Genomic DNA, 14709 nt, shown 5'->3' with positions numbered 1-14709 from the left:
CGGCACGACGGACGGAGGAACCCATGAGCACGCTGCAGACCCTCGATCGTGGTCTGCGCGCGCTCGACATCATCTCCCGTTCGCCCGCCGGTATCACGGTCGCGGACCTCGCCAAGGAACTCGGGATCGCGCGGGCGATCTCCTACCGGATCGTCGCAACGCTCGAATCGCACTCGCTGGTGGTGCGGGCCGACGACGGCCGGATCCGGCTCGGCGCCGGTGCCGCCGTCCTTGCGTCGCGGTTCGTGCCCCAGTTTCAGCATGCGGCCGGTCCGGTGCTGCACGACCTGGCCGAGCGCACGCAGGCGACGGCTTTCGTGTCCGCCGCGCAGGGGGACGAGTGCATCGTCATCCTCGTCGCGGAGCCGGAAGGGGCGCTCCTGCACGTGGGATACCGGGTGGGCAACCGGCACCCGCTCGACCGCGGGGCGGCGGGGATCGCGATCCTCGCGCTGCGACCCGAGGACGCGCGGGACCCCGAAGCGGTGAAGCAGGCCCGGGCGCTCGGCTACAGCGTCACGCGCGGACAGCTCGAGCGCGGCGCCGTGGGTGTCGCCGCCGGGGTGCGCGCGCCGCGGGGGGCCGGCCTCGAGTGCAGCGTCGGGGTGGTGGCCATCGCCGGTCTCGACGTCGATGCCGCGGCCCTCGCGGTCGGTGACGCGGCGGCACGGCTGAGCGCTCTGCTCACCGACTGACACTCCCATCGTCGTTCACCCGGACGTCGGCCCGGGATGGACGGAACTGTGGTCGGCGCCGAGAAGGCAAAGGCAAGGAGGTCATCGGCTCCTTGCCACTTTCAACATATAGCGCGCGGGGGGCCTTGCCGCAAGACCCCGGTGGTGCTGCAGAATCGCCAGCCGAAGCCGGAACCTGCGGAAACGGGAGATTCGCGAGGTGGGCGTCCAACCGCCGGTAGGACTCGGGTGGTTGCGGGCACCCGGCGCCCGGGTGCGGGTGTGCGGGCCCGCCGGACTGTGTGGAGCAGCCGGCCGAAATACAACGTTGTCGAACGGGGGATTTTTCATGATCGATGTGATCGTTACCGGGGGCGGGCCGACCGGTTTGATGCTGGCCGCCGAGTTGCGGCTGCACGGCGTGCACACGCTCGTGCTCGAGAAGGCGACGGAGCCGACCGCGCAGTCCCGCGGACAGGGCCTGCACGCGCGCAGCGTCGAGATGATGGACCAACGCGGCCTGCTGGACCGGTTTCTCGCGGTCAGTGAGAAGTTCCGGGTCGGCGGTCTCTTCGGCGGCATCATGAAGCCGTGGCCGGACCGGGTGGACACGGCGCACCCGTACGGCCTCGCCACTCCGCAGCCGGTCACCGAACGGCTGCTCAACGAGCACGCCCTCGAACTCGGCGCCGAGATCCGGCGCGGCTGCGAACTGGTCGGGCTGAGCCAGGACGACCACGGGGTGAGCGCCGAGCTGGCCGACGGTACCCGGCTGCGCTCGCGCTACCTCGTCGGCTGCGACGGCGGCCGCAGCACGGTGCGCAAGCTGCTCGGCGTCGGTTTCCCCGGCGAGCCCAGCAAGGTCGAGACGCTGCTCGGTGAGATGGAGCTGACCGAGGACCCGGCGACGGTGGCCGCCGTGGTCGCGGAAGTCCACAAGACCCATCTGCGGTTCGGCGCCGTACCCCTCGGGGACGGGGCGTACCGCGTCATCGTGCCCGCCGACGGGGTGGCCGAGGACCGGGCGGCCGCACCGACCCTCGACGAGTTCACCCAGCAGCTGCGGGCGATCGCCGGCACCGACTTCGGCGCGCACTCGCCGCGCTGGCTCTCCCGGTTCGGCGACGCCACCCGGCAGGCCGAGCGCTACCGGGTCGGGCGGGTGCTGCTGGCCGGCGACGCGGCACACATCCATCCGCCGACCGGCGGGCAGGGACTCAACCTCGGCATCCAGGACGCGTTCAACCTCGGCTGGAAACTGGCCGCCGAAGTGGGCGGCTGGGCTCCGGAGGGACTGCTGGACAGCTACCACGCCGAACGGCACCCGGTGGGCGCCCGCGTGCTCGAGAACACCCGCGCGCAGATCACGCTGATGGGAACCGATCCGGGTGTGATCGCGCTGCGGGAACTGTTCTCGAAGCTGATGGACTTCGAGGAGGTGAACCGGTACGTCACCGAGATGATCACCGCGGTCGGGGTCCGCTACGACTTCGGCGAGGGCCACGACCTGCTCGGCCGGCGGATGCGGGACGTGGGGCTGAAGCAGGGTCGCCTCTACGAACTGATGCACGGCGGCCGCGGACTGCTCCTCGACCAGACCGGACGGCTTTCCGTGGCGGGCTGGGCCGACCGGGTCGACCACGTCGTCGACGTCAGCGAGGAACTGGACGTGCCCGCGGTGCTGCTGCGGCCCGACGGCCACGTGGCGTGGGCCGGTGACGATCAACAGGATCTGCTCGGCCGGCTGACCCAGTGGTTCGGCGCTGCCGCCGGCTGAGCGCGCGGAGGTGCTCGAAGGGGCGGGACCTGCCTCGGGTACCGGCTCGTGACGTCCGGTCCTGATGCTCGGTGGCGGCGGCCGCGCGGGTGCCGGGGAGTCCTGCGGACGTGGGCCCGGCTGCTGTGACCGCGGATCCCGCTTGACGTCTTCTGTGACGCCTCTTACTCTGCTGCATGTCCGTATATAGGACGAAACTGTTCGATAAAAGTAACAGTGCTGTTGGAGAGGTTTTCGGTGTCAGCATGAGTGCATCAGTTCCGGCGTCGGCGCCGGCGTGTCCCGTCGACCACGCGGCCCTGGCGGGCGGCTGCCCGGTGTCGGCGAACGCCGCGGCGTTCGATCCGTTCGGTTCCGCGTACCAGACCGATCCGGCCGAGTCGCTGCGCTGGTCCCGCGACGAGGAGCCGGTGTTCTACAGCCCCGAACTCGGCTACTGGGTCGTCACCCGGTACGAGGATGTGAAGGCGGTGTTCCGCGACAACATCCTGTTCTCGCCGGCGATCGCGCTGGAGAAGATCACTCCCGTCTCGGCGGAGGCCACCGCCACCCTCGCCCGGTACGACTACGCCATGGCCCGGACCCTCGTGAACGAGGACGAGCCCGCCCACATGCCGCGCCGCCGCGCGCTCATGGATCCGTTCACCCCGAAGGAACTGGCGCACCACGAGGCGATGGTGCGACGGCTCACGCGCGAATACGTCGACCGCTTCGTCGAATCCGGCAAGGCCGACCTGGTGGACGAGATGCTGTGGGAGGTTCCGCTCACCGTCGCCCTGCACTTCCTCGGCGTGCCGGAGGAGGACATGGCGACGATGCGCAAGTACTCGATCGCGCACACCGTGAACACCTGGGGCCGCCCCGCGCCCGAGGAGCAGGTGGCCGTCGCCGAGGCGGTCGGCAGGTTCTGGCAGTACGCGGGCACGGTGCTCGAGAAGATGCGGCAGGACCCGTCGGGACACGGCTGGATGCCCTACGGGATCCGCAAGCAGCGGGAGATGCCGGACGTCGTCACCGACTCCTACCTGCACTCGATGATGATGGCCGGCATCGTCGCCGCGCACGAGACCACGGCCAACGCGTCCGCGAACGCGTTCAAGCTGCTGCTCGAGAACCGCGCGGTGTGGGAGGAGATCTGCGCGGATCCGTCGCTGATCCCCAACGCCGTCGAGGAGTGCCTGCGCCACTCCGGGTCCGTGGCGGCGTGGCGACGGGTGTCCACCGCCGACACCCGCATCGGCGACGTCGACATCCCCGCCGGCGCCAAGCTGCTCGTCGTCAACGCGTCCGCCAACCACGACGAGCGCCACTTCGAGCGCCCCGACGAGTTCGACATCCGGCGCCCGAACTCGAGCGACCATCTCACCTTCGGGTACGGCAGCCACCAGTGCATGGGCAAGAACCTGGCCCGCATGGAGATGCAGATCTTCCTCGAGGAACTCACCACGCGGCTTCCCCACATGGAACTCGTACCCGATCAGGAGTTCACCTACCTGCCGAATACGTCCTTCCGCGGACCCGACCACGTGTGGGTGCAGTGGGATCCGCAGGCGAATCCCGAGCGCACCGATCCTGCTGTGCTGCACCGGCATCAACCGGTCACCATCGGAGAACCCGCCGCCCGGGCGGTGTCCCGCACCGTCACCGTCGAGCGCCTGGACCGGATCGCCGACGACGTGCTGCGCCTCGTCCTGCGCGACGCCGGCGGAAAGACATTGCCCACGTGGACTCCCGGCGCCCATATCGACCTCGACCTCGGCGCGCTGTCGCGCCAGTACTCCCTGTGCGGCGCGCCCGATGCGCCGAGCTACGAGATTGCCGTGCACCTGGATCCCGAGAGCCGCGGCGGTTCGCGCTACATCCACGAACAGCTCGAGGTGGGAAGCCCGCTCCGGATGCGCGGCCCTCGGAACCATTTCGCGCTCGACCCCGGCGCCGAGCACTACGTGTTCGTCGCCGGCGGCATCGGCATCACCCCAGTCCTGGCCATGGCCGACCACGCCCGCGCCCGGGGGTGGAGCTACGAACTGCACTACTGCGGCCGAAACCGTTCCGGCATGGCCTATCTCGAGCGTGTCGCCGGGCACGGTGACCGGGCCGCCCTGCACGTGTCCGAGGAAGGCACCCGGATCGACCTCGCCGCCCTCCTCGCCGAGCCCGCCCCCGGCGTCCAGATCTACGCGTGCGGGCCCGGGCGGCTGCTCGCCGGACTCGAGGACGCGAGCCGGAACTGGCCCGACGGGGCGCTGCACGTCGAGCACTTCACCTCGTCCCTCGCGGCGCTCGATCCGGACGTCGAGCACGCCTTCGACCTCGAACTGCGTGACTCGGGGCTGACCGTGCGGGTCGAACCCACCCAGACCGTCCTCGACGCGTTGCGCGCCAACAACATCGACGTGCCCAGCGACTGCGAGGAAGGCCTCTGCGGCTCGTGCGAGGTCGCCGTCCTCGACGGCGAGGTCGACCACCGCGACACGGTGCTGACCAAGGCCGAGCGGGCGGCGAACCGGCAGATGATGACCTGCTGCTCGCGTGCCTGTGGCGACCGGCTGGCCCTGCGACTCTGAATCACCGACCTTCGAAAGGATCCGTCATGGGATCTACGCTCGACCCGATCGCCGTGCGCACCGCGCCCACCGCGCCGGACGTGCCACGCAGCAGCTTCAAACGGGTCCTCACCGGAAGCATGGCCGGTGCCGTGCTCGAGTGGTACGACTTCGCGATCTACGGCATTCTCGCCGCCACCGTCCTCGGCCCGCTGTTCTTCCCCGGATCCGACGGCATCACCAAGTTGCTTCTCGCCCTTGCCACCCAGGGCCTCGGCTTCATCGCCCGGCCGCTCGGCGGCATCGTCTTCGGCCATCTCGGCGACCGGTTCGGCCGCAAGCCGATGCTCGTGATCACCTTCGTGATGCTGGGCACCGCCACCGCGTCGATCGGGCTGCTGCCGACCTACGAGCAGATCGGCATCTGGGCCACCGTCCTGCTCGTCGCGCTGCGCATGATCCAGGGCTTCGCGCTCGGCGGTGAATTCGGCGCGGCCGTGCTGCTGGTGAGCGAGTACGGCGAGCCGAAGCGCCGCGGCTTCTGGGCGTCCTGGCCGCAGGCGGGCGCACCGTCGGGCACCGTGCTTGCCGCCGTGGTCGTCTCGGCCCTGGTGTTCCTGCTCCCGGCCGACTCGTTCGACGCATGGGGCTGGCGGATCGCGTTCCTGTTCGCGATTCCGCTCCTGATCATCGGCTTCTGGATCCGGCACGGCGTCGAGGAGTCCCCGGTGTTCCGGGCGGCGCAGGCCTCCGCGGCCGGCCGCACCGAGTCCCGGTCGAGCATCGTCGAGGCGCTGTCCCGTCCGCGCCCGGTGCTGCTCGGCATCGGCATGCGGCTCGGCGAGAACATCGCCTTCTACGTCTACACCGTCTTCGTCATCGCGTACGCCACCACCTACCACGGCTTCGCGCGGGGCGAGGTGATACTGGCCGTGACCTTCGCGTCGGTGTTCCAGTTCGTCGGCATGATCGGTGGCGGCCGGTGGTCCGACCGGGTCGGCCGCCGCATCGCGATGCTGGTGCCCGCCGTGGTGCTCGTGGTGTGGGCGCCCGTCTTCTTCTGGCTCGTGCAGATGCAGAGCGTGCCGCTGCTGTGGGTGGGTGTGTGCGTCGGTGCCTTCTTCCACGGTGCTCTCGCCGGCCCGGAGGCGGCCTGGATCACCGAACTGTTCCCGACCCGCTACCGGTACGCCGGCTCGTCGCTCGTGTTCCAGGGGTCGTCCATCATCGCCGGCGCGCCCGCGCCCTTCATCGCCGTCTGGCTCATCGACCGCTTCGGCGTCGGGACCGTCATCGCGTACCTGGTGGTGACCATGATGATCACCGTCGTCGCGGTGCTGAGCAGCCGCGAGACCAAGGGCATCGATCTCGACCGCATCGAGTGACCGGACACCGTTGCCGGGCGGCCGTGACGCCGCCCGGCAACGGCCGTCCCGGTTACCCCGTCCGGACGGCCGTCCCGCGGTACGGTCGGACCGGAGGTGATCGACATGGAAGAGATCGCAAAGATCGTCGGTATTGCTTTCGTCTACATCGTCGTCGCAGAGGTGATCATCGGTACGCTCGCCCTGCTGATCATTTCGACGATCAGTCCGCACTTTCTGCAGCGCAAGCCGAAGTACGGCGCGACCGGACCCCGTTACGGGTCCACTAGCCCCAGCCCAGCTCGTGCAGCCGAGCATCCTCGATTCCGAAGTAGTGAGCGATCTCGTGAATGACCGTCACCGCGACCTCGTGCACCACGTCGTCGTCGGAGTCGCAGATGTCGAGGATGGCGTCGCGATAGATGGTCACGGTGTCCGGTAGCGCGCCCGCATAGTGGCTGTCGCGCTCGGTGAGCGCGATCCCGTGGTAGAGCCCGAGCAGATCGGGCTCTTCCTCGTTTCTGGGCTCGACCAGCACCACCACGTTGTCGATGGCCCGGGCGAGTTCCGGTGGGATCAGATCCAGGGCCTCTCCGACGAGCTCGTCGAACCGCTCGTCGCCCATCCGTGCGGCCACCTCAGGCGCCCGGAACGGGCGCCGCCCCCGGCAGCGGGGTCGGCAGCGAGCGGCCCTCGGGCGCGGCGGGCGGCGGCACCGGCGGCTGGCCGTCGATGAGGATGTCGCCCGCGGCCGTGCCGGTGACCGACGCGAATCCGCCGCCCTCGACCTGCTTGCCCACCGAACAGTTGACCTTGCGGCTGCCCGCCAGCCAACTGTCGAAGTCCAGGTTGTCCCAGAACAGTGTGAGGGTCTTGTTGCGCAGCGCGTCGGGGCTGCCCAGGTAGGCGTTGGCGTTCTCGGTGCACGTCCCCTCGAGGTACTTGTCCTGGTCCTCGACACTCGGCAGACCGCCGGGGAACTGGCCGGACAGGTCCACCACGGAGATCACCTCGAAGGCGTGCGGCTGGGCGCAGTCCACCGGGTCCGCCGGCACCCCGTTGTTGATGCCGATGCACGTGCCCACGTCCCAGACCTTGGACTGGTCCTGGTCGGCGACCGTGCCCTTGATCGGCAGCAGGTTGCCTGTGGTGGAGGAGAACTGCAGGCCGCAGCGCAGCGTCCGCTCACCGGCCGCCCAGCCCGCCTCACCGGGGTTGATCAGGCCCACGCTGAACTTGCCGTGCGGGTCGAACCGGCCGTCGAGGTAGTTCATCGCGGCAGGTGCGCACAGTTCGTCGCGCAGTTCGGTGAAACGCAGCACCGACGGGAAGCGCGACCCGGGACCCCACTCGGCGCCCGGGTAGACGCTCAGGTCGATGTCCTTCACCACCTCGAACAGGTGCGACTCGGCGCAGTCCACCTTCGCGAGGTCGCTCGCATCGATCTCCGTCCAGGTCAGGCAGTCGCCTGCGACGGCTGTGCCGAAGGCCTCGCCGGCCACGGCGCCGGTGGTGACGACGGCACTCGTCGAACCGCCGGGCTCGTCGTCGGACCCGCCGAATCCCGCCACCACCGCGGTGACGAGCGCCGCGAGTACCGCGCCCGCCGCAACCAGCATCAAGGCGCGACGGGTCAGCTTCGCGGACGGGGCGCCCCGGACCCGCGACGCGGACGGTGTCGTCCGATCGGACTGCTGCTCACTCTCCTCGGCCATCACCGTCCATCATGCCTGTGCGCGGCGCCCCGGGTAACTTCGGTGCACATGACGGAGCCCATCGATCCCGAAGTCCAGGAGATCGCGCAGCGCCTGTTCGACGCCGCCCGCGCCGGGCACGTCGAGACGCTCGCCGCCTACGTCGACGCCGGGGTGCCGGTGAACCTGTGCAACGAGAAGGGCGACACCCTGCTGATGCTGGCGTCCTACCACGGTCACGCCGACGCGGTGCGGACCCTGATCGAACGGGGCGCCGACGTCGACCGGCTCAACGACCGCGGGCAGTCGCCGATCGCCGGCGCCGTGTTCAAAGGGGCGATCGACGTCGTGCGGGTGCTCACCGACGCCGGAGCCGACCCCTACGCCGGACATCCGAACGCCGTGGACTCGGCGAGGATGTTCCAACGCGAGGACTGCCTGCAACTGTGGGCACAGTAGGTCGGAATCGGCCGCAGACGGCGCCGAGTAGGCTGTGACCTCGTGATCGACCTCAAGTTCCTCCGCGAGAACCCCGACGCCGTCCGTGCCTCGCAGCGCACCCGAGGCGAGGACCCCGGTCTCGTCGACGCGCTGCTCGAGGCCGACGCGGCCCGCCGTGCCGCGGTGCTGGCCGGCGACAACATCCGCGCCGAGCAGAAGGCGCTGGGCAAGAAGGTCGGGCAGGCGTCCCCGGAGGAACGGCCCGCGCTGCTCGACGGTGCGAAGGAACTCGCCGCGAAGGTCAAGAAGCTCGAGGCCGAGCAGCAGGCCGCCGAGGAGGCGCTCGGGCGCGCGCACCTGGCGATCTCCAACATCGTGCAGGAGGGCGCCCCCGCCGGCGGGGAGGACGACTTCGTCACCCTCGAGACCGTCGGTGAGCTGCCCACCTTCGACTTCGAGCCGAAGGACCATCTGACCCTCGGCGAATCGCTCGGACTGATCGACATGGAGCGCGGCGCGAAGGTCTCCGGCGCCCGGTTCTACTTCCTCACCGGTTACGGCGCGCTGCTGCAGCTCGGCATGCTGCAGCTCGCCGCCCAGCGGGCCGTCGCCAACGGCTTCCAGATGATGATCCCCCCGGTGCTCGTGCGGCCGGAGATCATGCAGGGCACCGGCTTTCTCGGCGCCCACGCCGACGAGATCTACCACCTCGCCGACGACGACCTGTACCTCGTCGGCACGTCGGAGGTGCCGCTCGCCGGCTACCACTCCGGCGAGATCCTCGACCTGTCGGGCGGTCCGAAGCGGTACGCGGGCTGGTCGTCGTGCTTCCGCCGCGAGGCCGGCAGCTACGGCAAGGACACCCGCGGCATCATCCGGGTCCACCAGTTCGACAAGGTGGAGATGTTCGTCTACTGCAAGCCCGAGGACGCCACCGCCGAACACCAGCGGTTGCTCGCGTGGGAGCGCGACATGCTCGCCGCGATCGAGGTGCCGTACCGGGTCATCGACGTCGCGGGCGGTGACCTCGGCTCGTCGGCGGCCCGCAAGTTCGACTGCGAGGCGTGGGTGCCCACGCAGGAGCGCTACCGGGAACTGACGTCCACGTCGAACTGCACCACCTTCCAGGCTCGTCGCCTCGGCGTGCGCTACCGCGACGAGAACGGCAAGCCGCAGATCGCCGCCACCCTCAACGGCACGCTCGCCACCACCCGCTGGCTCGTCGCGATCCTCGAGAACCACCAGCAGGCCGACGGGTCCGTGCGCGTTCCGTCGGCGCTCGTGCCGTTCGTCGGGCGTGAGGTGCTCGAACCGCCGGCCTGAGGCGTTCCGCCGCGTGGGGTGGCGGCCGAATGTCACATGGGTTCGCTCGGATCGAACGCATGTGACATTCGGTCACCCCGCCCGGGAGGGCCGACGCCCTCAGCTACCCGGGTCGCAGCCGACGGCCACGTACGCGTGCAGGCCGTCGGGGTCGTCGCGCAGCAGATACTCGTAGTCGCTGGTGGCCATCACGGCGTCGTTCGCGTCGCGGAACGACCAGCGCACCCGGGCCCGCACGATCTTGTCGGTGACCGGGGAGAGGTCGAGCAACTCGTGCCCCACACCGGCGAGGCCGTGCTTCCGGTAGGTCTCGTTGCTCTGCGTGAGCGCCTCGGTGATCTCCTTCCGGTTCGCCAGCGATCCGGCGAACGAATCCGTCAGGATCGTGCCCGGTTCACCCCACAGCGCGGCCGAGGCCTCGGCGTCGAACCCGGCGAGCGCCTCTCCGTACAGGGTGAAGAAGCGGTCCAGTGCGATGCGTTCCACGCTCATGCACTTCAGTGTGCGGGTCCGGCGACGGTTGTCAGCGCAGAATCAGGCAGGTGGTCGACGCGGTCGCGAGCAACCGGTCGTTCTCGTCGCGGGCCTCGCCGCGGGCGGTGGCGGTGCGACGGCCGCTGTACTCGCAGATGCCGTGCACGCGGACGACGCCGTTGCCGGCCTGGACCGGCCGCAGATACCGCACCTGCAGGTCCAGGGTCGTGTACCCGACACCGGCCTCGAGCGTGCTCGACACGCTGAACCCCATCGCGGTGTCGAACATCGTCGCGATCACGCCGCCGTGCACGCTGCCCACCGCGTTGGCGTGGAACTCCTGCGGTTCCATGCTCACCTCCACCCAGCCCTCGCGGGCGTCGGTCACCCGGAAGCCGAGCGTGCGCGACGTCGGATGGTGCGGGATGGAGCCGTCGATCAGGCCGCGCAGGAAGTCGAGGCCCTGCATGTCGCGGTTCGCGGCGGACGTCGGGGCGGGGTCGTCCCACGTGTAGGTGCGCTGGCGTTCGGTCACCCGCCGACCGTATCGCGCGGTGACAAACCCGTCCGCGCGTGCCACCCTGGAGCCATGCGCCACCGATGTTGATCCGGCTCCGCCTCTTCCCTGACCGTTCGTGTGGTGGCGTACGCGGCCACCCGCGAACTCGTGCCGCTCTACGGCCTGTACGCCCTGCTGTTCGAGGACCACGGCCTCGGTACGGGCGAGATCTCGTCGCTCTTCGTGCTGTGGTCCGTCGTGGCGTTCGTCGCGGAGGTGCCGTCGGGCGCGTGGGCCGACACGGTGTCCCGCCGGGGCCTGTTGCTGCTCAGCGCGGTCCTGTTCACCGCGGGCTTCGCCCTGTGGCTGCTGTTCCCGGGCTACTGGGGGTTCGCGGCGGGCTTCGTGGCGTGGGGGATCAGCGAGTCGCTGAAGTCCGGGACGTTCGAGGCCCTGGTGTACGACGAACTGTCCGCACGCGGGGCAGCGCACCGGTATCCGGCGGTACTGGGCTACGCGAACGCCGGCGAGACGCTGTGCGTCCTCGTCGCGACGCTGTCGGCCGCGCCGCTGTTCGCGGTGGGCGGCTACGCGACGGTGGGGTGGTTGTCGGTGGCGATCACCATCGGCAACGGGTTGCTCGTCCTCACCCTGCCGGCCGCCCCCCGTCACGCCTCGGCGGACGAGACAGGCGCCGTTCCAGGCGCTTTCGTGACCCGCTACCTGGCGGTGCTGCACGCCGGGACGAGCGAGGCGCGACGCAGCGCCGTGGTGCGCCGCGCGGTGCTGCTCGCGGCGCTGCTGTCGGCGTGCCTCGCGTTCGAGGAGTACTTCGCGTTGCTGGCGCGCGAGGGTGGCTCGAGCACGTCCGCGGCGCCGGTGCTGGTGGCGATCACCGTTGCGGGACAGGTGCTCGGCGCCGCGACGGCCGGCCGCACCGCGGCAATGACCGGTCGCGCCATGGGGGCGGTGATCGCCGCCGGGGGTGTGCTGCTGGCGGCGGGTGCCGCGCTCGGCGGCGCGGCGGGATTCGTGGCGATCGGCATCGGCTACGGCGCCCTGCACAACGCGATGATCGTCGCCGAGGCGCGGATGCAGGACGCGATGAGCGGGACCGCCCGCGCGACCGTGACGTCGGTGTCGGGCCTCGTCGGCGAGGTCGCGTCGGTGGCGGTCTACGCCGGCTTCGCGCTCGGAACGGTCTGGCTGCCGCTGGCGGCGGTGCTCGCCGCGTGGGCGGTGCCCCTGCTCGGCCTGGCCGTCGCGGCGGTGCGGTGGCTGCCGCCGTCTCAGTCCCCTCTTAATTCGCCGGACTAACGTCCTCCGCCATGCGTGCTCGTCTCGTTCCCGCCCTGTTCGTCGCCGCCGGTCTCGGCCTGATCGGTACCGGTTCCGCCTTCGCGTACGCCGACGCGCCCGCCGTCGCGACGCCGGCCGACGCACCGCCCGCCGCGACCGGCGACCCGCTTTCCGGCACCCGCAACAACCTTCAGCAGGCCGGGTTGCCGCTCGCGCTTCTCGGCGGTGGGGTCGGGCAGCTCACCGACGGCAGCCGCCAGCTCGACGACGGCGCCCACCAGCTCGCCGACGGGCTCGCGCAGGCCAGCGCGGGTGGGCAGCAGCTCGCCGACGGGCTCGGTCAGCTCCAGGGCGGGGTGGGCCTGCTCGGCGACGGTGCGAACCAGGTCAGCGATGGCGTCGACCAGGTCGTCGACCGGCTCACCGGCTTCGGGGAGATGCAGGCGGGCGTGACCGAGCAGCTGACCGTCGTCGCCGGCACCCTGCGGCAGTCGCCCGACCCGGTGTCCCAGGAGGCCGCCGCCCGGCTCGACGGGCTCGTCGGACGGCTGAACACCGAGGGGCTCGGCCCGGAGACGCTCGCGCAGCTCGAGCAGCTGCGCGGCGGCGCGCGGCAGCTCGCCTACGAATTGAGCGACCCGGACGCGCAGTTCGTCGCCGGCATGGTGCAGGCCGCCGACGGCTCGCGGCAGCTACGCGACGGGCTGATGCTCCTCGACGACGGCGGCCGGCAGCTCGTCGACGGCACCGGACAGCTCGTGGACGGCGTCGGCCCGGTCACCGGGGTGATCGAGGGAGTCTCGGACAACGTGCGGGAAGCGACGGCCGCGCTGCCGAAGTCGCCGGCCCCGGCGTCGTCGGGCGACGTCGCGGCGGCGGCGGAGACGACCGCCGAGCGGCAGTGGTGGCCGTATGCGCTCGTCGCGCTGGGGGCGCTGGTGCTCGCCGTGCCGGCACTGTTGCCGAACGTGCTGCGGCCGAATGTCACACGCGTTCGATCGAACTGAACCCATGTGACATTCGGCCACACCCACGCGACGGGGGGGTCAGAGCTTGCGGGAGCGCAGCTCGTGACCGCGGGAGGTCTTGCAGCGGCCGGTCACGAGGTCCCACTGCCAGCCGTGCAGGTTGCAGGTGAGGCTGGTGCCCTCGACGACACCGAACTTCGACAGGTCGGCCTTCAGGTGCGGGCAGCGGCGCTGGATCTCGAACCCGCCCAGCTCGATCGACGCGGAATCGTCGTGGGCCTCCGCGAACCAGCCGTCCGCGTAGGCGATCCGCTCGTCGGTGAGGCACTTGAAGAACGTGTAGAGGAATTCGTTGTAGCCGCCCACACGCCACGCCTCGAAGCGGGTGGACAGGAAGATGGTGTTCACCCAGTCCGGCTCGTCGTCGCGCAGGACCGTGCGCACCAGCTCCGGCGCGATGCGGAAACCGTAGCGGTACTTGCCTTCTCCCTCGATGGGTTCGCGGACGACCCGCTTGGGGAAGTCCAGCACGACCGTCTCCTCGCCCATCACCAGGCCGACGGGGTAGCCGATGCCGTCGCAGATCAGATCGGACTGCGCCATGATCGGCTCGAACTTCGCCTTGAGCGGGCCGAGCAGCGGCTCGCCCTCGGCGGGGGCCCACGTCGCCTTCTCGGCCTCGAGCACCGGGGCCAGGCGCTGCGCCATCTCCTCGATGTACGCGGCCTTGTCGGTGAAGATCCGCTCGACGTCGGCGTCCGGGATCGGGTGGGTCAGCGTCATCGACGTGCTGCCGTGCACCTCGAGCACCGAACCGGGGATCATCAGCACGCCGCCGTCGTTGCCGTGGAGGCGCATCTGCTCGAGGAAGACCATCTGGTCGGGGAAGATGTTGCCCTCGTCGCCGTGGTCGTCGTTGAGGTGGCGCAGCGCCGGATCGAGGAACACCGGCGGCCCGGCCGACGGGACCACCCACGTCGCGCCGACCTGGTCGATGTAGCTGCGGCAGCGATCCATGCCGCGCTGGCGCTTCTGCTTGCCGAAGTTCGCCTTGGTGCGCTTGGGGATGTCGTAGACCATCGGGTACCAGATCGCGCCCGAGTACTGCAGCAGGTGGACGTCGATCCGACCGAACGCCTCGAGCATCGAGTCCATCTCGACCGGGCGGGCGTCGTTCATGTTGAACACCGTGGTCTCGCCGTCCGAGACGACGAGGCCGGAGTCGCCGATCGGCCCGTCCGCGGGCGCGCGCAGGGCGATGATCATGACGTCGAGGTCGCCCTTGGGGCCGCTGACGGTGTGCTTGACGGAATCGGTCGTCTCGAGGAACTTCGTGAACCCGAGCTGCTCGAGGTCGCGGCGCAGGTCCGGGACCGGGAAGTCGGGCAGCAGCACCGTCGCGTCCTTGTTGACGTGCTTGCTCAGGTTCTCCGGGTCGAAGTGGTCCTTGTGCAGGTGCGAGACGTACAGGTAGTCGACGTCGCCGAGCTTGTCCCAGTCCAACTGCGTGTTGTCCGGGAAGGGGAACCACGACGCGAAGTACGCGGGGTTGACCCACGGATCGCACAGGATCGATCCCGCTGCGGTCTGAATGTGGAACCCGGCGTGTCCGACGCTGGTGATCTGCACTTCGTTGCCTCCTGACGTGCT

At 70.2% G+C, this 14709-nt stretch carries 13 protein-coding genes; 8 read left to right on the top strand and 5 right to left on the bottom strand.

Going from position 1 to position 14709, the window contains the following annotated elements; translation table 11 throughout:
* Positions 1 to 23 precede the first annotated feature (23 nt).
* The 4 genes from A4U64_RS23465 to A4U64_RS23450 all read left to right on the top strand — a co-directional run bounded on the left by A4U64_RS23465 (position 24) and on the right by A4U64_RS23450 (position 6382).
* Positions 24 to 695 carry an IclR family transcriptional regulator gene (locus tag A4U64_RS23465; protein WP_006944546.1) on the top strand — a complete coding sequence of 224 codons (672 nt, stop codon included), beginning with the start codon at positions 24 to 26 and terminating at the stop codon, positions 693 to 695.
* Between the two features lie 328 nt (positions 696 to 1023).
* Complete coding sequence (rox, locus tag A4U64_RS23460; protein ID WP_050034366.1) at positions 1024 to 2451, top strand: rifampin monooxygenase; 1428 nt, start codon at positions 1024 to 1026, stop codon at positions 2449 to 2451.
* Between the two features lie 245 nt (positions 2452 to 2696).
* A complete protein-coding gene (locus A4U64_RS23455) occupies positions 2697 to 5018 on the top strand; it encodes a cytochrome P450/oxidoreductase (RefSeq protein ID WP_065923202.1) in 2322 nt (773 codons plus the stop codon).
* Between the two features lie 26 nt (positions 5019 to 5044).
* Positions 5045 to 6382 (top strand): MFS transporter, encoded by a 1338-nt coding sequence (locus tag A4U64_RS23450; RefSeq protein ID WP_006944540.1) that lies wholly within the window; start codon positions 5045 to 5047, stop codon positions 6380 to 6382.
* A 265-nt stretch (positions 6383 to 6647) separates the two neighbouring features.
* Here the strand turns inward: A4U64_RS23450 and A4U64_RS23445 are convergent, their stop codons facing one another.
* A complete protein-coding gene (locus tag A4U64_RS23445; protein ID WP_006944538.1) occupies positions 6648 to 6986 on the bottom strand; it encodes a metallopeptidase family protein in 339 nt (112 codons plus the stop codon).
* A 13-nt stretch (positions 6987 to 6999) separates the two neighbouring features.
* Positions 7000 to 8076, bottom strand: coding sequence for a septum formation family protein (locus A4U64_RS23440; RefSeq protein WP_006944536.1), 1077 nt, complete (start codon positions 8074 to 8076; stop codon positions 7000 to 7002).
* A 48-nt stretch (positions 8077 to 8124) separates the two neighbouring features.
* Between A4U64_RS23440 and A4U64_RS23435 the strand changes: the two genes are divergently transcribed.
* A complete protein-coding gene (locus A4U64_RS23435; RefSeq protein ID WP_043798768.1) occupies positions 8125 to 8514 on the top strand; it encodes an ankyrin repeat domain-containing protein in 390 nt (129 codons plus the stop codon).
* Between the two features lie 42 nt (positions 8515 to 8556).
* Positions 8557 to 9819, top strand: a complete 1263-nt coding sequence (gene serS, locus A4U64_RS23430) for a serine--tRNA ligase (protein WP_029546990.1) — start codon at positions 8557 to 8559, stop codon at positions 9817 to 9819.
* Positions 9820 to 9918: 99 nt separating this feature from the next.
* On the opposite strand, the gene A4U64_RS23425 is transcribed toward serS, so the two are convergent.
* Together A4U64_RS23425 and A4U64_RS23420 are read right to left on the bottom strand one after the other, a co-directional pair.
* Complete coding sequence (locus tag A4U64_RS23425; RefSeq protein WP_006944530.1) at positions 9919 to 10311, bottom strand: hypothetical protein; 393 nt, start codon at positions 10309 to 10311, stop codon at positions 9919 to 9921.
* Positions 10312 to 10342: 31 nt separating this feature from the next.
* Entirely contained in the window at positions 10343 to 10762 is a 420-nt protein-coding gene (locus A4U64_RS23420) for a PaaI family thioesterase (RefSeq protein ID WP_202917463.1), read from the bottom strand.
* A 168-nt stretch (positions 10763 to 10930) separates the two neighbouring features.
* Between A4U64_RS23420 and A4U64_RS23415 the strand changes: the two genes are divergently transcribed.
* On the top strand, positions 10931 to 12109 hold the full coding sequence (locus A4U64_RS23415) for an MFS transporter (RefSeq protein WP_029547010.1): 1179 nt from the start codon (positions 10931 to 10933) through the stop codon (positions 12107 to 12109).
* Positions 12110 to 12120: 11 nt separating this feature from the next.
* Positions 12121 to 13098, top strand: coding sequence for a hypothetical protein (locus A4U64_RS23410; protein ID WP_065923201.1), 978 nt, complete (start codon positions 12121 to 12123; stop codon positions 13096 to 13098).
* Between the two features lie 39 nt (positions 13099 to 13137).
* Here the strand turns inward: A4U64_RS23410 and A4U64_RS23405 are convergent, their stop codons facing one another.
* Positions 13138 to 14688, bottom strand: a complete 1551-nt coding sequence (locus A4U64_RS23405; RefSeq protein WP_006944523.1) for an MBL fold metallo-hydrolase — start codon at positions 14686 to 14688, stop codon at positions 13138 to 13140.
* Positions 14689 to 14709 lie beyond the last annotated feature (21 nt).

The organism is Rhodococcus sp. WB1 (assembly GCF_001700945.1).
GTDB lineage: Bacteria > Actinomycetota > Actinomycetes > Mycobacteriales > Mycobacteriaceae > Rhodococcus > Rhodococcus aetherivorans.
Note: the sequence above shows the minus strand (reverse complement) of the source record. Positions and strands in the feature narration are given on the sequence as shown.